Here is a 23,887-nt window from a genome sequence, read left to right on the forward strand (position 1 = left end):
GGCTGGCAATGACCGTGACGCTCTCCCCGCTGCACATCGACTGCGATTTCGACTCCGGCAATATCCTGGTCCTGGACGCCAGCAATCCTGCGCACGTCCACCTGAACATCCGCAAAGACAGCCACAGCGACCACTTCCAGTGGTTCCACTTCAAGGCCAGCGGCCTGACCCCGGGCCAGGTCCATCGCTTCAGCCTGGACAACGCCCATGAGTCCTCCTACAAGAACGCCTGGACCGGCTACCACGCCGTGGCCTCCTACGACCAGCAGACCTGGTTCCGCGTGCACAGCCAGTTCGACGGCAAGGCCCTGAGCTTCGACTTCAAGGCTGAACAGGCGCAGGCCTGGTTCGCCTACTTCGAGCCCTACCCGCGCGCCCGGCACAACCAGCTGATCGAGCGTGCCAAGCAGATCCCGGGCGTCGAGCTGCTGGCCAGCGGGCGCAGCGTGCAGGGGCGCGACATTCCGCTGCTACGCGCGGGCAATGGTGCGACCGGCAAGCGCAAGCTGTGGATCATCGCCCAGCAGCACCCGGGCGAGCACATGGCCGAGTGGTTCATGGAAGGCGTGATCGATCGCCTCGAGGCCAACGACAAGATTGTCCAGGATCTGCTGGCCAAGGCCGACCTGTACCTGATCCCCAACATGAACCCGGACGGCGCCTTCCTCGGCCACCTGCGCACCAACTTCAAGGGCAAGGACCTCAACCGCGCCTGGCAGGACGCCAGCGTCGAACTGAGCCCCGAGGTGTTTTTCGCCCAGAGCCAGATGAAACTGCATGGTGTGGATGCGTTCATCGATGCCCATGGCGATGAGGAGATCCCCCATGTGTTCACTGCGGCCTGCGAGGGCAACCCCGGCTACACGCCGCGCATCGCCAAACTGGAAGAGCAGTTCCGCAGCACCCTGTGCAGCCTGACCCCGGACTTCCAGACGAAGTACGGCTACACCCGCGACGAGCCGGGCCAGGCCAACATGACCCTGGCCTGCAATGCCGTGGGCCAGGCCCATGACTGTCTGTCGCTGACCCTGGAGATGCCGTTCAAGGACCATGACGATGCGCCGAATCCGCGTACCGGTTGGTCGGGCGAGCGGTCGAAGGCGCTGGCCGGGGCGGTGCTGGAGACGTTGCTGAAGATGGTCGGCGATCTGCGCTGAACAACACGATCTCCTATCGGAAATCGCCCTGCCCTTCAGGCTGCGCTGTCGTACAGAGAGCAATGTTGAAACATCACCAGCGTGGGAGCGGGCTTGCCCCGCGATCACCGGCGTAGCCGGTGCCATACACCACATCGCGGGGCAAGCCCGCTCCCACGCTGTCCCGGTTAAATCACAAAGTTACGTTCTGTTCCGTGGAAGGCGAGGAAGCCTACTCAAAACTGCACATCCAGAATCACACTGTCGGTATAGGTCGCCGCCGGCGGCGTGGCCTGGTCGGTGTACACCTTGGCGTTGTAGTTGAACACCTGGCTCCCGGTCCCGGTCCCCGCCCCGGGGTTCACCTCGGCATCGCTGCTCGAGCGCCGCGCCGCGCCCACCGAGCCCCAGCGCACCACGCCGGCACTCTTGAAGATGTCGTAGGCCAGGTAGTTGTTGGCGCTGGACTTCATCCGCCGGCGCCCGCCCGAGACATTCTGCCCGTCATCCAGCCCCACCGTGTAGTTGCTGCCCTTGGTGCACGACACGCTCACGCTCTGGTTCACCGTGCCAAACCCGGCCACCACCGGCGCGCTGGCGAAGCTGATGTTGGGCGTGGTGATCTGGCAGTCGTTGGTCACCGTGAGGCTGACCAGCAGGGTCTGGTTGCCGCTGCCAATGTCGCGCCCCAGGCAGATGGCACCGATACCGATGCCCGAACAGTAGTTCCAGCTCCAGGCGATATTCAGGGTTTCCTGGTACAGGCCGGCGGCGACGTTGGCGCCGACCACGGTCTTCAGGTACAGCGGCACGGTCTTGGGCGTGGTGCCGTTGAGCAGGCCGAGGGCGTCGATGATGCCGTTGCGGGCGAAGTCGAACTGTACGCCGCGGCTGATCGGGTAGCTGGTGGTATTGTTGGCGTAGAGCGTGTAGGGGATCACGTCGCCGGTCGGGCCCACCAGCCCACTGCTGGACGAGGTGAAGGTGGCATAGAAATGGTCATTGCTGGTCAACAGCGACAACAGCGAGCCGGTGCACTGCAGGCCGGCGTTGGTGGTCGAGGCATTCTGCACGGTGGTGCGCACCAGCGTCGAGTTGACCGAGCCGAAGGCCGCTGGCGCTGTGGTCACCGCCGAACACAGCGCCCAGGCCGTCCCCGGCAGCGCCAGCAGCCCCGCCAGGCAACTGCTAGCCAGTCGGTTCATTGGCACACCAGCGGGCCGATCAACGGGATCGGGCCCTGCCCTTCAGGCAGGTCAAACGCCACCTGGCACTGACCGCCATCGGCCTTGTCCACCTGCAGGCGATTGTGCGGCGCCAGGTTCTCCAGGTAGACCAGCCCATCCCAGCCCACTACCGCCTCGCCGCCGCTTTCCTGATGGCGTACCCGGCTGCCCAGCTTGAGTTCCTGCTGGTCAGCATCGACCAGCACCAGGCTCGCCGCCAGCACACGCTTGAGCGGGAACTCCAGCAGGTAGCCACTGCCACGACGCACCGCCACGCGCTGCTCCACCTGCGGCGCCAGCACATCGGCGGGCAGGTCCATCGGGTCGATCTCGTATTTGCCGCGGTAATAGCCGCTGCTGTACGGCACCAACAGGTGGCCGTTGCGATCGGTGCGGCCGATCTGCTGGTTCTCGTAGCGCACCGGCACGTCGGCGTAGCCGCTGGTGCTGACCACCACGAAGGCGTCGTCGATGCGGTTGGCGGCGAACAAACCTGCGTCCATCAGCACCAGCGAGCCACTGGCATCGGCCCAACGGGTCATCTCGCCGCTACTGCCGTAGGCGCCCACCTGCAACTGCACCGACTGCAGGCGCCAGGTCAGGTCGGCCTGGCGGTAGTCATCGCGATTGCCGCCGGTGGCGTAGCCCAGGTTGTAGCCCACCCCGCCGCCCACCGGCACCGCCTGGCTGTAGTTGACCCGCTGCAGGTCCTGGCCGTCCTTGCTGCGCTCGGCGCTGAAGGCCAGGGTGCCACGCAGGTCGAAGGGGATCACCAGCTGCGCCTGCACCGCCCACTGGCTGTCACCGACCTCGCGGTTAGCCGACAGGTACAGGCTGCTGTTGCGCCACAGCGGCTTGCTCCAGCTCAGGTTGATCAGCCGCGTGCGCGTGCCGTCGCCGGCGCGCACGTCGAAGTAGCCGGCGCCGAGGCTGCCGTAGCGGTCCAGGTTGAGGCTCAGGGTGGCCTGCTCGCTGCGCTGGCTCAGGCGGGTGAAGGGGCTGTCGACCAGCGACAGGTCGGCGTAGTCGCCGTGGCGCTGCACGCGCTGGTAGTTGAAGCCGATGCGCCGGCTGTTGTACTGGTAGCCCAGCGCCACCTGCTGCCCTGTATCGCCTTCGAAACGGCTCTGGGTCAGCGCCGCGTTGAGCACGCCGAAGGTACCCAGGCGCAGGTTGCCGCCCAGGCCGCCGAGCATCATCGACTCGGCGCTTTCGGCATGGGTTTCCAGGGTGAAGTAGTCGGACACCCCGTGGCGCAAGGTCACCGAGGCCACGCCCGGGCCATAGGCGAAATCACGCACGGCATAGTCGCGGCGCAGGCTGCCGGCGGCCACCGAGAAGTCCGACAGCCCCTTGGCCAGCAGGCTGCTGGTGACGTAGAACGGCAAGGTGGTCGACACCTGCCGGCCGAGGGCGTCGGTGGTCACCACCACGGCCTCGCCGGCGCCGTTGATGAACGGCACGTTGGTCAGTGTGTAGGGGCCCGGCTGCAGTTCGGTGCTGCTGCTCTTGTAGCCGTTGATGAACAGGTCCAGCGAGGTCGGCACGGCGGCTTCGCCGGCAAAGGCCGGCAGCGGATAGGTGACCAGGTCGGGACGGGCGCCGAAGTCGCGGGACAGTTGCAGGCCGCCCACGCGCACCGAGGTGGTCCAGGGCAGCGCGCCGGTCACCAGGTCGCCTGCCTCATAGGTGAGCAGGCGCTGCTCGTCGGTGTAGCGGAAGGTGGTGTCGTAGCGCAGGAAACCCTGGCGGCCCTGGGCCTGGGCGCCGTTGAACGACTGGCGCCACTGCCCGGTGGTCGAGAAGGTGCCCCAGTCGTCGAACAGGCGCAGCTCGTTCCAGGCGGCCAGGTAGCTGCCGCCCTCATCGGTGTCGTTGAGATAGGCGTCGTAGTTGAGCAAGGCGCCGAAGCTGCTGCGGGCGTCGCTGGCCGGGTACAGGTTGCGCTCGCCGACCTGCTGGTCGGGCAGCCAGGCCGGCGGCACCTGCAGCAGCAGGCGCTGGTTCTGGCTGTCGTAGTCGCTGTGCAGGCCGGGGATCTCGTCCAGGGCCACTTCACCCTGGGGCTCGCCCGGCAGCCTGACGCCCGCCTCGCGCAACACCTCGCTGGCCAGGTACAGGCGCCCGGCGCGCTGCTGCACCGGCACCAGCTCAGCCTTGGCCACCTGGTTCACCAGCAGGTCGAGGTACAGCGTGGCGTCGGCGATGGCGGCATGTTCCGAGGGCGGCGGCGGCAGCTCGTCGGCCACGCCCAGGCCGGGCCCCAGCACCGCCAGGCCCAGCCACAACCGGTGCGTTGCCACCCGCACCCAGCTCACACACGATTTCCAACCATTACCGGGTCCTCCCTGGCCCCTGTGATCCGTTCAAGCGCGGCTCATTGCCCCTGTTTGATGGCCTGGGCCACCTCCTGGCCGTTGACCCGCCCCTTGAGCACGCTGGCGGCGCCCGGCGTGGCCGGTGCCGGCCAGCGCATGCTGGCGCCGGGCAGCACGTAGCCAAGCAGCCCTTCGACCAGCGGCCGGTCCTGGCCGGCCTGCTGCAGTACCACATCGGTCAGCCGCGCATGCACCGGCCCCGTGTTGCGCAGCTCGACATAGGGCTTGCCCTGCACGCTCACCGCGCGCCAGCTCAACTGCGGCTTGCCCACGCCCTCGGCGCTGCGCCTGCCTTCCGGGTCGGGCTTGCCCCACAGCCCCTCGCCGTAGACGAACAGCGGCACTGAGTAGCGCATCTGCAGGCGGATCGCCGCCTTCGGCCCTTCGCTGGCGGCATCGGCCGGCAGCGGCGAAGGGATCTCGTCGATGATGATGCGGTAGGCCTGCTCCTGGCCTGCGGGCGAGCTGCCGGTGCGGGTCAGGCGGATCAGTTGCTTCTGCCCCGGCGCGATAGTGGCCACCGGCGGGCTGCCGATGATCTCGCGCTGGGCCTGGAACTGCTCCTGGTACTCGCCCTGGCGCCAGGCGAACACCCGCACCTGCAGGCTGGTCGGCGCCGAGCCGCGGTTTTCCAGCCACAGCGCGCCGGCCTTCTGGTCGGCCTCCAGCACCGGGTCGATCGGCCAGATCAGCACCGAAGTGGCCGCGAAGGCCGATGCGCAGCTGGCCAACAGCAGCAGCCCGATGATCCCACGCGCCCGTTTCGCGCCTGCCCCCATGCCCCTCTCCTTCTCGGTTATTCGCGGCGGCCTGTCACCAGGTCACCGTCACTTGCACGACATCGGTATAGGTCCCGGCCGGCAGGGTGCCGGTCAGGGTGGTACGGCCATAGACCGGCAGCTTGATCGCCGTCGGGTCGCTGTAGCTCACCGCCACGCTGCTGCCGATGCCCAGGCTCTGGCTGAACGCGGCGTCGCGGTACAGCTGGTAGGCCAGCAACTGCGTGCCCCCCGAACGCTTGAGGTTGCGCGTGCCGCTGGCGCTGTTCTGGCCGCCGTCCAGGCTCATGCTCAGGGCCACCCCGGGGGTACACTGGAAAGTCACCGTGCTGCCGCCGAGCGAGGTGCTCAGGGTGGCGGTGGACAGCGCCGAGCTGGTGCCGTAGTCGAGCACGCCATAGGCGGTCACGCCGCCGACCACCAGGCAGCCGGCGACGATCTGCGCCGTCACCTGGAAGGTGCTGGTGGTGACCGCGTGGGCACCCTGGGTCAGCGCCATGCACAGCCCGACGGCCAGCAGCCGCGCCGTGCCCGGCATGGCTCAGAAACTCAGCTCGACCGCCACCGTGTCGGTGTACACCCCGGCCGGCAGGCCGGCCTTGCCGCGGGCCTGACCGTACAGGTTGACGGTCTGCGCCACGCCGGTGCTGGTCGGCAGGGTGATGGTGCCGTCGATCGCCAGCAGCTGAGTGTGCCCAGCGTCGGTGTAGAAGTCGTAGGGCACGAAATTGCCCGCGCCATCGGCCAGGGCCCGGGTCCCGCCGGCGGACTGCGAGTCATGGGTACCGGCACGCACCTTGATCGTCGGCACCGTGCCTGCCGAGCAGAGAATGCTCATGGCCCCGCCACCGCCGCCGAGCACCTGGCCATTGGCGGTGGTGAACAGCGAGTCCTGGGTGCCGAAGTTGAGGCTGCCGAAGTTCAGCCCCGAGGTGCCGCCGCTGCCGTTGACCTGGCAGGCGGCGGTCAGCGTCAGGGTCGAGCTGATGGTGCCGGTCACGGTGGCGGCCTGGGCCTGGGCGGCCAAGGCCAGGCCAAGGCCGGCGAGGATGCAGCGGGTGAGGTGCTTGGGCATCGGAATCTCCTTGCGTGTTACCAGTCCAGGGTCACCCTGAGGGTGTCGCGATACAGCCCGGCGGGCAGCGCGCGCGGTTGCGCGACCACCACGCCATAGATGGGCACGGGCACCTGTTGGGTGCCGCTAATGGTGAAAGTACGGGCCTGGCCGATGTCGTAGCGACTGTTGCCGCCCGGGTCGATGGCCAATTGGTAGGGAATGAGTTCGCGGCCATTGCTCAGGCGGCGCACGCCGTCGTTGCCGTTCTGCCCGCCGTTGATGCGCACGCTGAAGGCGCGCACCTGCGGCGAGCAGCTGATCTGCAGGCTGCCCTCGCCGCCGGCTTCGTCGACCCGGCTGGTCAGCGGCTGGTCCCAGGTCGGCCCGCGGGCACCGAAGTCCATCAGGCCCGGGTTGCCCAGGGTGGCCGGTTGCGGGTCGCTGCTGATCTGGCAGGCGGCGCTGATCACCAGCCGTGCCTGGATGAAGCCGGTTGTGGTGCCGTGGGCCGCGCCACTGGGCAGCAGCAGCGGGCCGAGGGTCAGCAGCAGGATCGAACCACGGTGCAACGCGTCCATGAGCATGCAGCCTCCTTACCAGGTGACCGTGACTTTGAGCAAGTCGGCGTACAGCCCGGCGCGGGGCGCCCAGGCCAGCGTGTCGATCCGTGCGTAGAGGGGCAGCTCCACCGAGCCGCTGTCCGGCACCCGCGCCGATTGCGCCACGTCCACCGCCAGCGGCTGGCGCCAGGCGGCGTCACGGTAAAGGCGGTAGGGAATCGGCCGGGCCTGGGCATCGGGGCTGGCGAGGTAGCGCACTTCGCCGACGCCGCCGTGCTGGCCGCCATCGACACGCACCTGGTACGGGGTGTCCGGGTTGCATTCCAGGCGCGGCGGGCGCTGGGCGAGCAGCACGCCACTGGCCGGCGCGCCCGGGCCGTCCAGGCGCGCCACGCTGCCCAGATCGATGCGCCCCAGTGCCTGCGGGCCGGCGTCGCGCTGCTGGTTGACCAGCATGCAGCCGCGCTGCACGCGCACCTGCACTTCAACGAGAAAATCCGCTGCCATGGCGTTGCCACTCAACCACAGGCCCAACAGCATGGCCACTAAGCGCTCCGTCACCGGTCGATCCTTGTGCGTATGGGTTGAGTTTGAGCGTAGCAGCGCGATTGGATCCGGGCCGGGGTGGGCCTACCCCTCTTTGGCATTAATGAAAAGGGCTGGGTGGAGGGGTTGTCGAAAGGCCGTGGGTTGCCATGGTGTTCGCCGGGAGTGTTTTGGCGCCTGTGAGACCGAGCGCCGCCCGCGCGGCGCTCGATCTCGAGAGCGCTGCAAACCTGTCGCCAGGCACCCGGCAACCACACAGACATCCGCAGGAAAATTTCCCACCCCAGCCACGAAACCCTGGCGCCCCTCACCTTTCAAATAACCAGACCCCGGCAAAGCGGCCGCCATTCTGATACCGTTCACCAACAATATCCTGTGCATACGCATGGCCCATGCGTGGACGGACCCTAACAGGAGAGTCCCGTGACGACCGACCCGACCTCGCTCGAGCAGGCAATCGAGCGCTGTGCCCAGGAGCCGATCCAGGTTCCGGGCAGCATTCAGCCCCAGGGTTTCCTGCTGGTGCTGGACGAGACCGACCTGCGCGTGCTGCAGGCAAGCGAGAACGCCGAGCGCTGGCTGGGCGTGCCGGCCCGCGCCCTGGCCGGCCAGGCCTTCGCCGAACTGGTCGGCGAAGGCTTCGACCTGCGCCAACAGTTGGCGAACCTGCCCGACGATGAAATCTTCCCGTTCCACATCGGCGATGCGCGCCTGCACCACGGCGCGCCCTGGCCCACCGCGCTACGGGTGCTGGCCCACCGTCACGACCAGGTGCTGATCCTCGAGTTCGAGCCTCTGCGCAACCCGCCGGGCAACACCGGCAAGGACGACTACTACCCCCTGGTCCGCGCCTTCGTCAGCACCCTGCACCAGGCCACCCGGATCGACGAGCTGTTGCAGCAGTCGGTGCGGCAGATCAAGCGCATCACCGGCTTCGGCCGGGTCAAGGCCTACCGCTTCGACAGCGAGGGCACCGGCACGGTCCTGGCCGAGGACGCCGACCCTGGCTACCCCAGCTACCTGGGGCTGTGCTTCCCGGCCTCGGACATACCGCGCCAGGCCCGCGAGCTGTACCGGATCAACCGTATCCGGGTGATCGAGGACGCCAACTACCAGCCCTCGCCGCTGGTGCCGGCCGCCAACCCGCGCACCGGCAAGGCCCTGGACATGAGCTTCGCCGCGCTGCGCAGCGTCTCGCCGGTGCACCTGCAGTACATGCGCAACATGGGCACCCTGGCCTCGATGTCGCTGTCCATCGTGGTCAACGACCGGCTCTGGGGGCTGGTCTCCTGCCACCACGAGCAACCGCGCCCGGTGGACTTCAAGACCCGCACCGCCTGCGAGCTGCTGGCCAACGTGCTGTCGCTGCAGATCGAGGCCATCGAGTCGCACGACAGCACCCGCCAGCTCCTCGACCTGCGCCAGCGCATCGTGCGCATGCTCGCCGCGATGGCCGATCACGACAGCGTCAGTGACGGCCTGCTGGCCCTGCCCGAGGTGATGCTGCAGTTCGCCGGGGCCACCGGTGCGGCGATCATCAGCGCCGAACGCTGCGACCTGATCGGCGCCACGCCGCCGGCGGCGCAGGTCAACGCCCTGGCGCACTGGCTGGCGCAGCGTGGCGGCGACGCGGTATTCCATACCGACAACGTGCGGCGCGACATCGATGAGCTGCCGGAACTGGCCCGGCATGCCGCCGGCGTGCTGGCGGTGGCGATCTCGCAGATCCATTCGCATTATCTGCTGTGGTTCCGCCCCGAGCAGGCCCAAACGGTGAACTGGGCCGGCCGCCCGGAGAAGACCGTGGCCCCCCAAGGCAACCTCAACCCGCGGCACAGCTTCGAACGCTGGCAGGAGGAAGTGCGCGGCTTCAGCGCGCCCTGGGACCCGCTGATCATCGAAGGCGTGCAGGAGCTGCGCGGCGCGGTGCTCGGCATCGTCCTGCGCAAGGCCGAGGAAATGGCGCAGCTGGCCGGCGAGCTGAGACGCTCGAACAAGGAACTCGAAGCGTTCTCCTACAGCGTGTCCCATGACCTGCGCGCGCCGTTGCGGCACATCGCCGGCTACAGCGAGCTGCTCGGCGAGACCGAGGGCGCGCAGCTGTCCGAACGCGGCAAGCGCTTCCTCGGCCATATCGAGGATGCCGCGCAGTTCGCCGGCACCCTGGTGGACAACCTGCTGAACTTCTCGCAGATGGGTCGCTCAGCGCTGCGCCTGTCCGATGTCGACCTCAACACCCTGATCGATGCCATTCGCGCCGAGATGGCCCCGGACTACGCCGGCCGCGCCATCGCCTGGGAAATCGCCGAGCTGCCCAAGGTGATCGCCGACCCGGCCTTCATCAACATGGTCTTGCACAACCTGATCGCCAACGCCATCAAGTACACCCGTGGCCGCGACCCGGCGCGCATCGAGATCGGTGCCGTGCGCCACCGGCACGAGATCGAGTTCCATGTGCGCGACAATGGCGTAGGCTTCGACATGGCCTACGCCGGCAAGCTGTTCGGGGTGTTCCAGCGCCTGCACCGCATGGAAGAATTCGAGGGCACCGGCATCGGCCTGGCCAGCGTGCGGCGGATCATCGAGCGCCACGATGGCCGGGTCTGGGCCGAGGGACACATCGACCGGGGCGCCAGTTTCCACTTCACCCTACCCCTCCACCCCACGTCTGCCTGAGGCCGGACATCATGCTCAAACCCATCCTGCTGGTCGAAGACAATCCCCGAGACCTCGAACTGACCCTGCTCGCCCTGGAGCGCAGCCAACTGGCCAACGAGGTCATCGTCGTGCGCGATGGCGCCGACGCGCTGGACTACCTGTTGCGACGCAACGCCTATGCCGAACGCGATGATGGCAACCCGGCGGTGATGCTGCTGGACCTCAAGCTGCCCAAGGTCGATGGCCTGGAAGTACTCAAGGTGGTGCGCGACACCGCCGAGTTGCGCAGCATCCCCATCGTCATGCTGACCTCCTCGCGGGAAGGCCCCGACCTGCGCCGGGCCTATGAGCTGGGGGTCAACGCCTACGTGGTCAAGCCGGTGGAGTTCAAGGAGTTCGTCACTGCGATCTCCGACCTCGGCATGTTCTGGGCGGTGCTCAACGAACCACCACCCGGTTCGTTGCGCCTGAACCGACGCGGCAGCAATTGAGGCGAGCACGATGCAGCACACCCCGCTGAAGCTGTTGATGGTCGAAGACAGCGCCATGGATGCCGAGCTGATCCTGGTGCGCCTGGAGCGCAGCGGGTTGCAGGTGCAATCGCGGCTGGTGTTCGACCATGTCGGTGCCGAGCATGCCCTGCGCGAAGCCTCCTACGATTTGATCCTGTGCGACTGCGTGCTGCCGGGCTCCTCCGGCGCCGACGTGCTGGCCACCGCGCAGCGCCTGGCCCCGCACGTCCCGTTCATCTTCCTCTCGGGCATCTACGGCGAGGAGCACGCGGTGGAGATGATCCGCCTCGGCGCCACCGACTACGTACTGAAGAAGAACCTGCCGCTGCTGCCCAAGGCGGTGCGCCGGGCGCTGACCGAGGTACAGGAACGCCAGCGCCGGCGCCGCGCCGAAGAGGCCCTGGCCCAGGCCGAAGCCCGCGCGCGCATCGCCATCGACGCCGCCGGCATGGGCACCTGGGACTACCATCCGCAGGACGGGCAGATGGTCTGGGACGATCGCTGCAAGATGCTGTTCGGGCTGCCCGGCGACACCCGGATGAGCCTCGAGGTGTTCTACGCCGGCATCCATCCCGACGACCTGCCGCGCGTGCGCGACGCGGTGGAGCAGGCCATGCGCGCGGACAGCGACGGCCACTACCGCGCCGAATTCCGCATCGCCCAGACCGGCGCGCTGGAGCCACGCTGGCTGCTGTCCACCGGCCAGACCCAGTTCGTCGACGGCCTGTGCGTGCGTTTTTCCGGCGTGTTGCAGGACATCCACCAGCAGCGCCAGGCCACCCAGGCGCTGGAACAGCTCAACGAAATGCTCGGCGAGCGGGTCGAGCGCCGCACCCGCGAGCGTGACCGCGCCTGGGAGCTGTCCCAGGATCTGCTGGCAGTGCTCAACAAGGACCTGACTCCCGTGGCGTTGAACCCGGCCTGGGAGACGGCGCTGGGCTTCCCTCGCGAGCGCCTGGCGCAGATCTCGCTGCTGCATCTGCTGCCGGAGGCCGACCAGGAAAGCTTGCTCACCGAACTGGCCGCGCTGTCCCAGGGGCGCACCAGCGCCCGCTTCGTCGGCCGTATCCTGCATGCCGAAGGCCAGCAACGCTGGCTGTCATGGGTGGTGGTGCCGGACGACAACCTGCTGCACGTAGTCGCCCGCGACATCTCCAGCGAGCGCGAGGCGGTGCTGGACCTGGCCGAGGCCAACGAGCGCCTGCGCGAGCAGATTGCCGAGCGTGAACGCATCGAGGCCGCGCTGCAGCAGATGCAGCGCCTGGAAGCGGTCGGCCAGCTCACCGCCGGGGTGGCGCACGACTTCAACAACCTGCTGACGGTGATTCTCACCGGCGCCAGCTTCCTGCAGAGCGACCTGGACAAGGGATTGCTGGACAAGGCCCACAACCGCCTGCAGCACATCCGCGAGGCGGGCGAGCGCGGGGCCAAGCTGACCGCTCAGCTATTGGCGTTCTCCCGCAAGCAGCGGCTGGAGCCGGTGCCGCTGAACCTCAACCGCACGCTCTCGGGGCTGGAGGAACTGCTGCGCCGCACCCTGGGCGGCAGCATCTCGGTACGCCTGGAGCTGGACAGCGGCCTGTGGCAGGCCCTGACCGACCCGACCCAGACCGAGATGATCATTCTCAACCTGGCGATCAACGCTCGCGACGCGATGCCCGAGGGAGGCCAACTGACGTTGGCCACACGTAACACCCGGGTCAGCACTCGTGCGCAGCGCCCGGAAGAACCGGAGCCCGGTGACTATGTGGTGCTGAGCATCCGCGACAGCGGCTGCGGCATGAGCGAGGACGTGCTGGCCAAGGCGTTCGAGCCCTTCTTCACCACCAAGGACATCGGCAAGGGCTCGGGCCTGGGGCTGGCCCAGGTGTTCGGCTTCGCCAAGCAGTCCGGCGGCGGCGTGCGCATCGACACGACGCCGGGCCGCGGGACCCTGGTCAGTGTCTACCTGCCAGCGGTGAAGGCCCGCGCCGATGCCTTGACGACAGGTCAGGATGAACTGCGTCCGCCGTCCGGCCAGGGCACGGACCGGCGCATCCTGCTGGTGGACGACGACCACCTGGTGCGCGAGATGATCGGCGACCTGCTGCGCCGCCAAGGCTATGAGGTGCAGCAGGCGCATGACGGCAAGCAGGCCATGGCGCTGCTCGACGAGCGCATCGACCTGCTGCTCACCGACTTCGCCATGCCCGAGTTCAATGGTGCCCAGTTGGCCCTGGCGGCCCGCGAGCGCTACCCACGGCTGCCCGTGGTGTTCCTCACTGGCTACGCGCAGTTGCAAGGGCTGGAGTTGCCGGGGTGCCAGGTGCTGCAGAAACCGGTGCAAGAACACGCCCTCGCCCAGGCATTGGCCGAGCTGCTGGAAAACCGGTAGGCAGAAACGAAAAAATCGCCGAAAGGCGATTTAAGGAGAAGGTATAGCTTGAAAAATGGCAGGGGCGGCTGGATTCGAACCAACGCATGGCAGGATCAAAACCTGCTGCCTTACCGCTTGGCGACGCCCCTGTATCGGATCTGGCGAGTGACTGACTCACTGCCTCACTGACAACCCCCTTGCAGCGCCGTGTGTTGCTGCTTGGGAATGGCCGGCACTTTAACAACCTTTTTTCGAGGTGGAAAGCTTTTTTTTGAAAAAAACGCAGAAAAACAGCAGGTTAGTTGTACCAGCCCGAATTTGTGGGGTTTCTGCCGGCCCTCTCGCGGGGCAAGCCCGCTCCCACGCAGACGATGCTCTGCGCAATGATTTCCCAAAGGCAAAGTGTTCTGGCGTGGGAGCGGGCTTGCCCCGCGATAGTCTCCACGACAACCATTCGTCGCAATTCCCCCTCCTTGCCTCAACACAATCGCATTCCTCCCTTCCAACCAGATAGACCCCATCGGCGCATCACAAGGAGGACGCCATGCCTGTTTCCCACGACCTCTACCAGGACCTGCACTACCCCCGCGAGATCGTCCAGCAGCGACGCCAGCACGACCCGCAGCTCGACCGTCTGCTCGACGAGTACATGGACATCGACAACCAGGTGCTGGCTGCCGAGTCGATCTCGGCCGGCAACTTCCAGGACGACGACCTGCGCCATCTCAAGGAGCGCCGCCTGGCGATCAAGTACATGATCGAGCGACAGCTGGAGCACAAGGCCTGACCTATCGCATTTCACGATCATTGCCCGACAGATTCTCGATTGGTCAAAATGCCCGGCGTCGCGCAAGCTGCGCCCTGCCCCAGATCCGCCCCGAGGAGCCTGTCACTTGTCCACCTGGATTCCCGCGCCCTTGCGCCTGCTCGGCCAACGTTTGCGTCACGAGCCACCTGCGCACAGCGCCCTTGCGAACTACTTCCAGGACCGCGCGACCGAACGCGGCTACACCCTGAGTGACGGACAACGACAGGTGACCGCAGCGATGGCCACGCAGTTGGCCGCGCTCGCGACGGGCCAGGCACGCAGCCTGTACCTGCACGGTGCGGTCGGACGTGGCAAGAGCTGGCTGCTCGATGGCTTCTTCCAGGCCGTGCCGACGGCGGCCAAGCGTCGCTTGCACTTCCATGACTTCTTCGCCCGTCTGCACCAGGGGATGCATCGCCATCGGGCGCTGGACGATGCCCTGGAGGCGACCCTCGACGAACTGCTGGGGGATTGCCGGGTATTGTGTTTCGACGAGTTCCACGTCCACGACATCGGCGACGCCATGCTGCTCACCCGGTTGTTCGATGCCCTGTTCGCCCGTGGCGTGTTCCTGCTGGTCACCTCCAACTACGCCCCCGAGGGGTTGCTGCCCAACCCGCTGTACCACCAGCGCTTCCTGCCGGTGATCCGCCTGATCAACAGCCGCATGCAGGTGCTGGAAGTGAACGGGGACACGGATTTTCGCAGCCTGCCGGCCAACCATGAGCATCAGCGGTTTACCCAGGGGCATTATGTCTGGCCGGGCGACGCGCAGCAGCGCGAGCGCTTGAGGCTACCCGCGTCGCAGCCACTGCAACTGGAGGTCAACCAGCGCCCGTTGCGCGCCTTGGCCAGCGAGGGACGCCAGGTCGTATTCAGTTTTCACGACCTGTGCGAGCAGCCCACCGCGGTGATCGACTACCTGGCCCTGGCCGAACGCTATGACCACTGGATCATCGAGGGCCTGGACGACCTGGCCGAATGCTCGCAGGCGGCACAGCAGCGTTTCGTCAACCTGGTGGATGTGCTGTACGACCAGGACCGCCAGGTGACGGTGATCGGCAAGCGGCCACTGGAGCAGAGCCTGGACGGGTCGCTGGCCGACCTGATGCGCACGCGCAGCCGGTTGGGGCAGTTGCATCAGGTGGGGGCCCAACGCCCTAGCGCCTGAGCGGGCCTCTTCGCGGGTAAACCCGCTCCCACAGGGTCCGCGCAGCTCTCAAGATCGGCACCACTTCTGTGGGAGCGGGCTTGCCCCGCGATGACTTCAACCTGCCCTGGGCAGGTCCGCCAGCACCCCTTCAATCTCGCCCAGCACCGCCGGATCATCCAGTGTCGAGGGCGGCACGTAATCCTGCCCATCGGCAATCTTGCGCAGCACCGCCCGCAGGATCTTGCCCGAGCGGGTCTTGGGCAGGCGCTTGACCAGGCGCACCCGGTTGAAGCATGCCAGCGCACCAATCTGTTCCCGCACGCTGGCCACCAGCTCGCCCTGCAACTGCGCCTCGCCAATGCCCTGGCCGTCCTTGAGCACCACCAGCGCCAACGGCACCTGGCCCTTGATCTCGTCGTGCACGCCGATCACCGCGCATTCGGCCACCGCCGGATGACGCGCCACCAGGTCCTCCATTTCACCGGTCGACAACCGATGCCCGGAGACGTTGATCACGTCATCGGTGCGCCCCATGATGTAGACGAAGCCGTCCTCGTCGAGATAGCCGCCGTCGCCGGTGTGGTAATAGCCCGGATAGCTGTGCAGGTAGGCCTGCAGGTAGCGCTCGTGATCGCCCCACAGCGTCTGGCTGCAGCCCGGCGGCAACGGCAGGGTGATGACGATGGCGCCCTGCTGGTTGGGGCCCAACGGCTTGCCGTCGTCGTCCAGCACTTGCACGTGGTAGCCCGGCACCGCGCGGTTGCTCGACCCCGGCCGCGCCGCGCTGCCTTCAAGGCCAACACAGGGCGCGGTCACCGGCCAGCCGGTCTCGGTCTGCCACCAGTGGTCATGCACCGCCTTGCCGCTGACCCGCTCGAGCCATTCATGAGTACTGGAGTCGAGCTTCTCCCCGGCCAGGAACAGCTGGCGCAGCGAGCCCAGGTCGTGGCGGCGGATCAGCTCACCGTCCGGGTCTTCCTTGCGGATCGCGCGCATGGCGGTGGGCGCGCAGAACAAGCCGTTGACCTTGTACTGCTCCACCACCCGCCAGTAGGCCGAGGCATCCGGGGTGCGGATCGGCTTGCCCTCGTAGAACACCGTGGTGCAGCCGCTCATCAGCGGCCCGTAGACAATCAGCGAATGGCCGACCACCCAGCCCACATCGGAAATGCCCCACCACACATCGCCCGCCTGCATGCCGTAGACATGGCGCATGGCGTAGCACAGGGCGACCGCGTTGCCGCCGTTCTCGCGCACGATGCCCTTGGGTTTGCCGGTGGTGCCGGAGGTGTACATGATGTACAGCGGGTCACCCGCGTCCAGCGCCACCGGTGCCACCGGCTCGGCGCCGACCAGCGCATGCTGCCAGTCCAGGTCGCGCCCGGCCTGCAACTCGGCGCGCACCTGCGGGCGTTGCAGCACCAGCACATGCCGCGGCTGATGACGGGCCAGCTGCAGGGCGCGGTCGACCAGGGGCTTGTATTCGATCACCCGGTCGAACTCCATCCCGCACGAGGCCGTGAGCAGCAGCGCCGGCCGGGCATCGTCGATGCGCAGGGCCAGTTCGTTGGCGGCAAAGCCGCCGAACACCACCGAATGCACCGCGCCGATGCGGGCGCAGGCGAGCATGGCCATGGCCGCCTGGGGCACCATCGGCATATAGATGATCACCCCGTCGCCCTTGCCCACGCCCAATGAGCGCAACAAGCCGGCCAGGCGCGCGACTTCGTCACGTAGCTGGTTATAAGTGAAGGCCTGCTGTACGCCGGTCACGGGCGAATCGTAGATCAGCGCCAGTTGTTCGCCGCGGCCCTGCTCGATCTGGTGGTCGAGGGCCAGGTGGCAGCTGTTGAGGCGGCCGTCGGCGAACCAGCGGTGGGTGCCGTCGGTGTTCTGCTGCAGGATCTGGGTCGGCTTGCGCTGCCAGGCCAGCTGCTCGGCCCTGGGCCTGCCAGAAGTCGGCGGGATCGGAAATGGAATGGGCGTAGCTGTGCTGATAGGTCATTGGTTCGCAACCCGGTACTTGTTGTTATTGAAGGGCGAACCTTGAGTATGGACCGGGGTGACGGCGCCGCCATCGGACTTAAGTCGCAACCCATATGCAGATTTGCCGCACCCGAGCGCTTACAATGCTCGCCCCCGAACACAGAACAGTCCCATGCATACCCTCGACGACCTGCGCGCCGGCCGCCTGCGCGGCATCACCCGCCTGAACCTCTGCCAGGAGCTGACCGATTTCCCCCGGGAGATCTTCGACCTGGCCGACAGCCTCGAGGTACTCGACCTCACCGGCAACAGGCTGAGTGACCTGCCCGCAGACCTGCACCGCCTGACCCGGCTCAAGGTGCTGTTCTGCTCCAATAACCGGTTTACCCACCTGCCCCACGCCATCGGCCGTTGCCAGGCACTCGAGACCGCAGGTTTCAGGAGCAACCGCATCACCCGGGTCGACGCCCAGGCGCTGCCACCCGCGCTGCGTTCGCTGGTGCTCACCGACAACGCGCTGGAACAACTGCCCGAAGCCCTGGGCGACTGTGCTCAGCTGCAGAAACTGATGCTCGCCGGCAATTGCCTGCGCGCCCTGCCGCAAAGCCTGGCGCGCTGCGAGCGACTGGAGCTGATGCGCGTCGCCAGCAACCGCCTGCAAGCCCTGCCCGACTGGTTGCTGCGCATGCCACGCCTGGCCTGGCTGGCGTATGCCGACAACCCGCTGCCGCCGGGCCTGGTCGCCCCCGCCACGGACGGGCACTGCCCGGTGCTGCATTGGCAGGACATCGACCTTGAAGAAGAACTCGGCCGTGGCGCCTCCGGAGTGATTCACCGTGCCCGCCTGCGCGACCAGGATGCCCCGGTGGCGGTCAAGCTGTACAAGGGCGCGATCACCAGCGATGGCTCGCCACTGGCAGAAATGAGCGCCTGCATTGCCGCCGGTGACCACCCTCAGCTGGTGCGCCTGGCCGGACGCATCGACGACCACCCGCAACAACTGCCGGCCCTGGTGATGCAACTGATCGACGCGCACTGGTCGAACCTGGCCGGTCCGCCCAGCCTCGAAAGCTGCACCCGCGACCGCTACCCGGACAACCGCCGCCTGACCTTGCCCGCCCTGCGCCGCCTGACCGGCGGCATCGCCTCGGTCTGCGCCCACCTGCATGAGCGTGGCTTGAGCCATGGCGATCTCTATGCCCACAACATCCTGTTCGACGACGATGGCCAGTGCCTGCTGGGTGACTTCGGCGCCGCCTCGTTCCATCCGCAGGATGGCGGGGCCCAGGCCCTCGAACGCCTGGAGGTGCGCGCCTTCGGCATCCTCCTGGAGGAACTGCTGCAGCAGTGCGCCGAGCAGGAGCACGCGTTGCAGGCACTGGCGCTGCGCTGCCAACAGGCCGATGTAATGGCACGCCCGTCCTTCGCCAGCCTGGTGGCGCAATTACCCGGTTAAGCGCCCCACAACGGTGCAAAGCCTCTAGAATAGGGCACCCCTTCAGCCACAGAAGCGCCCCATGGACATCGATCAGGCCCGCACCTTCCTGGAAATCGTCCGCTGCGGCAGCCTGGTTGCCGCCGCTGAGCGCCTGTTCGTGTCACAGACCGCGATCAGCGCCCGGGTCCAGCGCCTGGAGCAGCAACTGGGCTGCCAGCTGTTCGTGCGCAGCCGCAATGGCGCCAGCCTCACCAGCGACGGCGAGGCGTTCGTCAGCTATGCCAACCAGCTGGTGCAGACCTGGGAAGCGGCGCGCCGCGACCTGCCGCTGCCCCAGGGCTGCCAGCAGGTGCTGCACGTGGGCGCCGAAGTGAGCCTGGGCAACCCGATGCTGCTCGACTGGGTCAGCGCCCTGCACCGGGAGCTGCCCGGCCACGCCATCCGCAGCGAGGTCAGCGACGGCGAATCGCTGCTGCGCAAGGTAGAGATGGGCCTGCTCGACGCCGCGCTGGTCTATCAGCCAACCTATGGCCCGGGCCTGCAGGTCGAGCAGTTGATGGAAGAGAAGCTGATCCGCGTGCGTCGGGTCGATGCGCCCGAACCGTATGTCTACATCGACTGGGGCGAGGCGTTCCGCCGCCAGCACGACGCCGCCCTGCCCGACCTGTCACGCCCGGCCCTGAGCTTCAACCTCGGGCCGCTGGCCCTGCAGTTCATCCTCGACCGCGGCGGCAGCGGCTATTTCCGCACGCGGGTGGTGCAGGCCTACCTGCAGAGCGGCGTGTTCGAGCGCGTGCCCCAGGCGCCGGAATTTACCTACCCGACCTTCCTGGTACACGCCCGCGAACGCGACAGCGAGGCTTTGCAGCAGGCCTTCAGCGTGTTGCGTCGGCTGGTGGCCGCTGGCGAAAGCGACTGGTCACAGCGCTGGGACCCGGTGATCTGAGCCCGGCGCGGCGGCGCTGAGCAGGTGTCGCTTGAGGCCGGCGATCAGGTCGGTCTGGGTGATCACTCCCACCAGGCGCTCGCCGTCGAGCACCGGCAGACAGTGCAAGCCTTGTTCACTGAGCAACGGCAGCAAGCGTTCCAGGGGCTGCGCGCCGTCGACACTGACCACCCGGCGACTCATCACCTGCTCCAGGCGCACGGTCTGGCGACGGAACAGGCCACGCCAGCTGAAACGCCCGCGGGCCATGGCGGGGCCGACCAGGTCGCTGAGGCTGACGATGCCGACCAGTCGCCCTTCCTCGAGCACCGGCAGGGTCTTCAGGTGGTGGCTGGCGAGCATCTGCCAGGCCTGCTCCAGGGTGGTGGCCGGCGTGGCGGCCTGCACGTCGCGGGACATCACCGAGCGCGCGGTGATACCGCCCAGGCTGCGCTGCAAGGCATGCTGCTCGGTGGCCAGGATGATGCGCTCCAGCTCGTCGCGGGTGACGTCGACGAACTCGCCGATCTCTGCCAGGGCCTGGTCCAGGTCTTCGCCCCGGATACCGACCCGCTCGCCCGGCAGGGGATCGTGAGTATGGTGCGGGTCCTTGCGCGGCACCGCGCCCTTCGGGTAACGCACCCCGGTCAGGCGGTTGTACAGCACCGCCACGCCCACCAGCACCAGCGCATTGAGCAGCACCGGTTCGAGCAGGTGGTCGCCCATGGCCACCAGGCCCGGATCGGCCAGTACCGCGCTCACTGCCACGCCGCCACCGGGCGGGTGCAGACAGCGCAGCAGGCACATCGCCAGGATCGCGATACCCAGCGCCGCCGCCGCGACCCACAGGCCATCACCGAAACCGTGACGCATGGCCAAGCCCACCACGCCGGCCAAGGCGTAGCTTCCCAGCACCGGCCAGGGCTGGGCCAGGGGCCCGGAGTGCACGGCGAATACCAGTACCGCCGAGGCCGCCAGCGGGCCGAGCAGGTGCAGGGCGATGGATGGGCCGTAGGCCAGGCTGCACAGATAGCCGGCGAGAAACAGGCCCAGCAGCGCGCCGACGCCGGCGCGCAGCCACTCTTTCTTGGGAATGTTCAGGGGCGCCGGAAGCAGGCGCTGAAAGCGGGATTGGGGACGCGAGGCAGACATCGAGGTATTCGGATCGTGTTCTTGTGCGGAAAAAGAAAGCCCAGCGCGACCGGCCTGGGCCCTGTGTTGCGCAATGCAGTGGCGCAAGGGGCTCCGTCCATGGAGAGATGGAAACCGCAGGGTTTCGTGGGGAGGCATTGTGCCGGGTGTGGGCAATGGCGGGCCAATTCAAAAAACTGCGGCTGAACTGCAATTTTTTTGCAGGGTTGATCCGCCTTTCTTCAGGCCATACGCCATCCCTGTAGGAGCGGCCTTGCGTCGCGAAAGGGCTGCGCAGCAGCCCCGGCAGTTTTGCATGATGTAAAGATCCTGGGGCCGCTACGCGCCCCTTTCGCGACACAAGGCCGCTCCTACAGGGGTGTGTACGCCGATCAACGCCCCTTGCGCGGCAGGTCAATGCTGACCCGCAGCCCGCCCTGTGGGCTTTCCAGCAGCGCGATGCGCCCGCCCCAGGCCTCGACGATATCGCGCACGATACCCAGCCCCAGGCCATGGCCATCGACCTGCTCGTCCAGCCGCGAGCCGCGCTCGAGCACCTGCAGGCGCTGCGCCTCAGGGATGCCCGGACCATCGTCGTCCACCCACAGCCGGTAACCCTCGGCGGTCGGCGCGATGCCCAGGCGCACCTCGCTGTCGGCCCATTTGCAGGCGTTGTCCAGCAGGTTGCCGAGCAGTTCCAGCAGGTCCTCGCGGTCCCAGGGCAGCAACAGGCCGGACGGTACATCGCGCTCAAGCAGCAGGCCTTCGCCATGGATCATGCCCAGGGTCGCCAGCAGCCCTGGCAACTCGGCATCACAGTCGAACTGCGCGCCCGGCAGCGCGTCACCGGCCAGGCGTGCGCGATTGAGCTCGCGGGCCAGGCGCTGCTGTATCTGCTCCAGTTGCTCGCGCATCTGCGCACGCACCTCCGGCAGCGCCTGCAGGCGCTCGCTGGCGGCCAGGCTGAGCAGCACCGCCAAGGGTGTCTTCAAGGCATGACCGAGGTTGCCCAGGGCATTGCGCGAGCGCCGCAGGCTGTCCTCGGTATGGGCCAGCAGATGGTTGATCTGGTCCACCAAGGGTTGCAGCTCGCTGGGGACCTCGGCGTCCAGTTGCGAACGCTGGCCCTGCTGCAGCTGGGCGATCTGCTGACGCGCCCGTTCCAGCGGGCGCAGCGAGCGGGTCACGGTGATGCGCTGCAGCACCAGCACCAGCAGCAACGCCACCAGGCCCAGGCCCAGGCCGATCTGCTGCATGTGCCGGAAGCCCTCGCGCACTGGCGAATAGTCCTGCGCCACGCTGATCGAGATGTCCTGCCCCAGGCGCCTGTAATCACCACGATAGGCCAGCAGTTGCTGGCCCTCGGGCCCCAGCTCGTGGCCGTCATCCAGCCCGGGCTTGCCGGGCTTGGGCATGTCCAGGTCCCACAGCGAACGCGAGCGCCAGGTACCCTGGTCGAAATCGATGCGGAAGTAGTAGCCCGAGAACGGCTGCTGGTAGGCCGCCGACAGCCGTCGCTCGTCCAGTTGCAAGCCGGACGGGCCGCGCACCAGCGCCACCAGCAGGTTCTCGCTCTCCTTGCGCAGGCCCGCTTCCAGGTAGCGCTGCAGACCGGCCTCGAACAGCCACAGGGTCAACTGCGCCAGGGCCAGCCCCACCACCACCAGTACCGCCACCAGGCCCAGGCTCAGGCGCGCCTGGATCGACTTCACGCGGCGCTCCCGGCGTATACGTAGCCCTGGCCGCGACGGGTCTCGATCACGCTGCGGCCGAGCTTGCGCCGCAGGTGGTTGACGTGCACTTCCAGCACGTTGGAGTCGCGCTCGGTTTCACCGTCATACAGGTGCTCGGCCAGGTGGCTCTTGGACAGCACCTGCCCCGGGTGCAGCATGAAGTAGCGCAGCAGGCGGAACTCGGCCGCGGTGAGCTGGACATCGATACCCTCGCGGCTCACGCACTGGCGCGATTCGTCCAGGTGCAAGCCGGCCGCTTCCAGCTTCGGCTGGTTGGCCAGCCCCTTGGCCCGGCGCAGCAAGGCCTGGATACGCAGTTGCAGCTCCTCGGGGTGGAAGGGCTTGCTCAGGTAATCGTCGGCGCCGGCCTTGAGCCCCTCGATCCGCTCGGCCCAGGAGCCGCGGGCGGTAAGGATCAGCACCGGGGTGGCCAGGCCGGCCGCGCGCCACTGCGCCAGCACCTCGAGCCCCGGCAGGCCGGGCAGGCCGAGGTCGAGGATGATCAGGTCGTAGGGTTCGCTCTGGCCCTGGTACACCGCGTCGCGGCCATCGGCCAGCCAGTCCACGGCGTAGCCCTGGCGGTGCAGGGCGGCGGTCAGTTCGTCGGCCAGGGGGACATTGTCCTCGACAAGCAGCAGGCGCATTCAGTCGTCTTCCTCGTCTTTGAGCAACTCGCCGGTGCGGGCGTCGAGCTTGATCTCGCGCACCACGCCGGCCGGGGTCAGTAGTTCGACCTCGTACTCGTAGCGCTCGTGCTTCTCTTCCAGCTCCGCCTCCAGCAGCCGCGCCCCGGGGTAACGCCCCAGGGCGGACTCGAGCAGTTGCTCCAGCGGCAGGATGATGCCCTTTTGCCGAAGGGCCAGGGCTTCATCCTGATCCAGGTCGCGCGCGGCGGCCAGCGAGCAGACGGTCATCAATGCGAAGGCAAGATAGCGCGTCGTTCGCGGTAGATCGCCCATCAGTTGTCCCGGGCGTCCCGCAGCACTTCACCAGTCTTGGCATCGACGTCCACGTCCCACTCGGCGTTCTGCGCATCACGCAGCTCGACCTTGAGCACGTAGCGGCCATAGGTGTTTTCCAGCTCGGAATCGGTGATGGTGGCGCCCGGGTGCTTGGCCTTGGCGATGTCTGCGATTTTTTGCAGCGACTGAACGGTACCGGCCTTTTCCAGGCCACTGATCTCGTGAGCCGGCACATCGGCCAGGGCAACGCTGGCGCCAAACGTCAGGGCAGCGGCAGTAACAAGGGCAGTCAAAGTTTTCATGAGGTTCTCTCCAGCGAGATATGTAATTTGTCTACGGGGTTAAGATTAACCACCGGTCCTTAACTCAACCTGAAAACAGCTGGCCGCATGATAGCGCAGCTCCCAGTGCCACACACATGCGCGCGGCTCTTCAGACAGTTCGCAATCCCAGCAGGTGATCGCTCAGGCAACTGTGCCCCTGTGGGAGCGGGTTTACCCGCGAAGAATCCAGCGCGGTGGATGGCACCGGCTGCGCCGGTGT

The 23,887-nt window shown here is 67.3% G+C and carries 20 protein-coding genes, 1 tRNA gene and 1 pseudogene; 8 read left to right on the plus strand and 14 right to left on the minus strand.

Annotation, left to right across the window (positions count from 1 at the left end; all coding sequences use genetic code 11):
- Positions 1-8: 8 nt before the first annotated feature.
- Entirely contained in the window at positions 9-1,157 is a 1,149-nt protein-coding gene (locus tag ACZ899_RS09915) for a M14 family metallopeptidase (RefSeq protein ID WP_234562631.1), read from the plus strand.
- A gap of 215 nt (positions 1,158-1,372) precedes the next feature.
- Here ACZ899_RS09915 and ACZ899_RS09920 read toward each other — a convergent pair whose 3' ends face one another.
- From ACZ899_RS09920 to ACZ899_RS09950, 7 genes are all read right to left on the minus strand, one after another.
- A complete protein-coding gene (locus tag ACZ899_RS09920; protein WP_234562630.1) occupies positions 1,373-2,341 on the minus strand; it encodes a Csu type fimbrial protein in 969 nt (322 codons plus the stop codon).
- A complete protein-coding gene (locus ACZ899_RS09925) occupies positions 2,338-4,671 on the minus strand; it encodes a fimbria/pilus outer membrane usher protein (protein WP_234562636.1) in 2,334 nt (777 codons plus the stop codon). Before ACZ899_RS09925 ends, ACZ899_RS09920 begins: the two co-directional genes overlap by 4 nt.
- Positions 4,672-4,739: 68 nt before the next feature.
- On the minus strand, positions 4,740-5,519 hold the full coding sequence (locus ACZ899_RS09930) for a fimbrial biogenesis chaperone (RefSeq protein ID WP_203647344.1): 780 nt from the start codon (positions 5,517-5,519) through the stop codon (positions 4,740-4,742).
- Between the two features lie 34 nt (positions 5,520-5,553).
- Complete coding sequence (locus tag ACZ899_RS09935; protein WP_234562635.1) at positions 5,554-6,018, minus strand: Csu type fimbrial protein; 465 nt, start codon at positions 6,016-6,018, stop codon at positions 5,554-5,556.
- Between the two features lie 42 nt (positions 6,019-6,060).
- Entirely contained in the window at positions 6,061-6,594 is a 534-nt protein-coding gene (locus tag ACZ899_RS09940) for a Csu type fimbrial protein (protein ID WP_203647345.1), read from the minus strand.
- Positions 6,595-6,611: 17 nt separating this feature from the next.
- The gene (locus ACZ899_RS09945; RefSeq protein ID WP_234562634.1) at positions 6,612-7,145 is read right to left on the minus strand and encodes a Csu type fimbrial protein; all 534 of its coding nucleotides are present in this window, start codon (positions 7,143-7,145) and stop codon (positions 6,612-6,614) included.
- Positions 7,146-7,169: 24 nt separating this feature from the next.
- Entirely contained in the window at positions 7,170-7,697 is a 528-nt protein-coding gene (locus ACZ899_RS09950) for a Csu type fimbrial protein (protein ID WP_203647346.1), read from the minus strand.
- A gap of 408 nt (positions 7,698-8,105) precedes the next feature.
- Here ACZ899_RS09950 and ACZ899_RS09955 point away from each other — a divergent pair, with 408 nt between their 5' ends.
- Genes ACZ899_RS09955 through ACZ899_RS09965 form a run of 3 tightly spaced genes read left to right on the plus strand, consistent with a single transcriptional unit; the run spans position 8,106 to position 13,226 of the window.
- A complete protein-coding gene (locus ACZ899_RS09955) occupies positions 8,106-10,358 on the plus strand; it encodes an ATP-binding protein (protein ID WP_234562629.1) in 2,253 nt (750 codons plus the stop codon).
- Positions 10,359-10,369: 11 nt separating this feature from the next.
- Positions 10,370-10,831 carry a response regulator gene (locus tag ACZ899_RS09960; RefSeq protein ID WP_050705090.1) on the plus strand — a complete coding sequence of 154 codons (462 nt, stop codon included), beginning with the start codon at positions 10,370-10,372 and terminating at the stop codon, positions 10,829-10,831.
- Between the two features lie 10 nt (positions 10,832-10,841).
- On the plus strand, positions 10,842-13,226 hold the full coding sequence (locus ACZ899_RS09965) for a hybrid sensor histidine kinase/response regulator (protein ID WP_203647347.1): 2,385 nt from the start codon (positions 10,842-10,844) through the stop codon (positions 13,224-13,226).
- A gap of 56 nt (positions 13,227-13,282) precedes the next feature.
- Here ACZ899_RS09965 and ACZ899_RS09970 read toward each other — a convergent pair.
- Positions 13,283-13,357: transfer RNA gene (locus tag ACZ899_RS09970), tRNA-Gln, on the minus strand.
- A 395-nt stretch (positions 13,358-13,752) separates the two neighbouring features.
- Here ACZ899_RS09970 and ACZ899_RS09975 point away from each other — a divergent pair.
- Together ACZ899_RS09975 and zapE are read left to right on the plus strand one after the other, a co-directional pair.
- Positions 13,753-13,995: a hypothetical protein gene (locus tag ACZ899_RS09975; protein WP_050705088.1), complete on the plus strand. Its 243-nt coding sequence runs from the start codon at positions 13,753-13,755 to the stop codon at positions 13,993-13,995.
- A gap of 106 nt (positions 13,996-14,101) precedes the next feature.
- Positions 14,102-15,187 carry a cell division protein ZapE gene (gene zapE, locus ACZ899_RS09980; RefSeq protein WP_234562628.1) on the plus strand — a complete coding sequence of 362 codons (1,086 nt, stop codon included), beginning with the start codon at positions 14,102-14,104 and terminating at the stop codon, positions 15,185-15,187.
- Between the two features lie 96 nt (positions 15,188-15,283).
- On the opposite strand, the pseudogene ACZ899_RS09985 reads toward zapE, so the two are convergent.
- A pseudogene (locus ACZ899_RS09985) lies at positions 15,284-17,174 on the minus strand (propionyl-CoA synthetase).
- Positions 17,175-17,327: 153 nt separating this feature from the next.
- Here ACZ899_RS09985 and ACZ899_RS09990 point away from each other — a divergent pair.
- Entirely contained in the window at positions 17,328-18,611 is a 1,284-nt protein-coding gene (locus ACZ899_RS09990) for a leucine-rich repeat-containing protein kinase family protein (RefSeq protein WP_234562626.1), read from the plus strand.
- A 61-nt stretch (positions 18,612-18,672) separates the two neighbouring features.
- Positions 18,673-19,539: a LysR family transcriptional regulator gene (locus tag ACZ899_RS09995; RefSeq protein ID WP_234562625.1), complete on the plus strand. Its 867-nt coding sequence runs from the start codon at positions 18,673-18,675 to the stop codon at positions 19,537-19,539.
- Here the strand turns inward: ACZ899_RS09995 and ACZ899_RS10000 are convergent.
- The 5 genes from ACZ899_RS10000 to ACZ899_RS10020 form a co-directional block, all read right to left on the minus strand.
- Positions 19,513-20,670 carry an HPP family protein gene (locus tag ACZ899_RS10000; protein ID WP_234562624.1) on the minus strand — a complete coding sequence of 386 codons (1,158 nt, stop codon included), beginning with the start codon at positions 20,668-20,670 and terminating at the stop codon, positions 19,513-19,515. The genes ACZ899_RS09995 and ACZ899_RS10000 overlap by 27 nt on opposite strands.
- A gap of 371 nt (positions 20,671-21,041) precedes the next feature.
- Entirely contained in the window at positions 21,042-22,361 is a 1,320-nt protein-coding gene (locus tag ACZ899_RS10005; RefSeq protein ID WP_234562623.1) for a sensor histidine kinase, read from the minus strand.
- Positions 22,358-23,026 carry a response regulator transcription factor gene (locus ACZ899_RS10010; RefSeq protein WP_234562622.1) on the minus strand — a complete coding sequence of 223 codons (669 nt, stop codon included), beginning with the start codon at positions 23,024-23,026 and terminating at the stop codon, positions 22,358-22,360. Before ACZ899_RS10010 ends, ACZ899_RS10005 begins: the two co-directional genes overlap by 4 nt.
- The gene (locus tag ACZ899_RS10015; protein WP_203647354.1) at positions 23,027-23,341 is read right to left on the minus strand and encodes a PepSY domain-containing protein; all 315 of its coding nucleotides are present in this window, start codon (positions 23,339-23,341) and stop codon (positions 23,027-23,029) included.
- Complete coding sequence (locus ACZ899_RS10020; RefSeq protein ID WP_234562621.1) at positions 23,341-23,646, minus strand: PepSY domain-containing protein; 306 nt, start codon at positions 23,644-23,646, stop codon at positions 23,341-23,343. The genes ACZ899_RS10015 and ACZ899_RS10020 overlap by 1 nt, the downstream gene beginning before the upstream one ends.
- Positions 23,647-23,887: the final 241 nt, after the last annotated feature.

The organism is Pseudomonas sp. TE31087 (assembly GCF_057284075.1).

Coding starts and splice junctions, on each gene's coding strand:
- ACZ899_RS09960 (WP_050705090.1), top strand. CDS start 10,370: ATGCTCAAACCCATCCTGCTGGTCGAAGACAATCCCCGAGACCTCGAA.
- ACZ899_RS10010 (WP_234562622.1), bottom strand. CDS start 23,026: ATGCGCCTGCTGCTTGTCGAGGACAATGTCCCCCTGGCCGACGAACTG.
- ACZ899_RS09935 (WP_234562635.1), bottom strand. CDS start 6,018: ATGGCGCTGACCCAGGGTGCCCACGCGGTCACCACCAGCACCTTCCAG.
- ACZ899_RS09995 (WP_234562625.1), top strand. CDS start 18,673: ATGGACATCGATCAGGCCCGCACCTTCCTGGAAATCGTCCGCTGCGGC.
- ACZ899_RS09940 (WP_203647345.1), bottom strand. CDS start 6,594: ATGCCCAAGCACCTCACCCGCTGCATCCTCGCCGGCCTTGGCCTGGCC.
- ACZ899_RS09930 (WP_203647344.1), bottom strand. CDS start 5,519: ATGGGGGCAGGCGCGAAACGGGCGCGTGGGATCATCGGGCTGCTGCTG.
- ACZ899_RS09975 (WP_050705088.1), top strand. CDS start 13,753: ATGCCTGTTTCCCACGACCTCTACCAGGACCTGCACTACCCCCGCGAG.
- ACZ899_RS10020 (WP_234562621.1), bottom strand. CDS start 23,646: ATGAAAACTTTGACTGCCCTTGTTACTGCCGCTGCCCTGACGTTTGGC.
- ACZ899_RS09920 (WP_234562630.1), bottom strand. CDS start 2,341: ATGAACCGACTGGCTAGCAGTTGCCTGGCGGGGCTGCTGGCGCTGCCG.
- ACZ899_RS10015 (WP_203647354.1), bottom strand. CDS start 23,341: ATGGGCGATCTACCGCGAACGACGCGCTATCTTGCCTTCGCATTGATG.
- ACZ899_RS09915 (WP_234562631.1), top strand. CDS start 9: ATGACCGTGACGCTCTCCCCGCTGCACATCGACTGCGATTTCGACTCC.
- ACZ899_RS10000 (WP_234562624.1), bottom strand. CDS start 20,670: ATGTCTGCCTCGCGTCCCCAATCCCGCTTTCAGCGCCTGCTTCCGGCG.
- ACZ899_RS09965 (WP_203647347.1), top strand. CDS start 10,842: ATGCAGCACACCCCGCTGAAGCTGTTGATGGTCGAAGACAGCGCCATG.
- ACZ899_RS09990 (WP_234562626.1), top strand. CDS start 17,328: ATGCATACCCTCGACGACCTGCGCGCCGGCCGCCTGCGCGGCATCACC.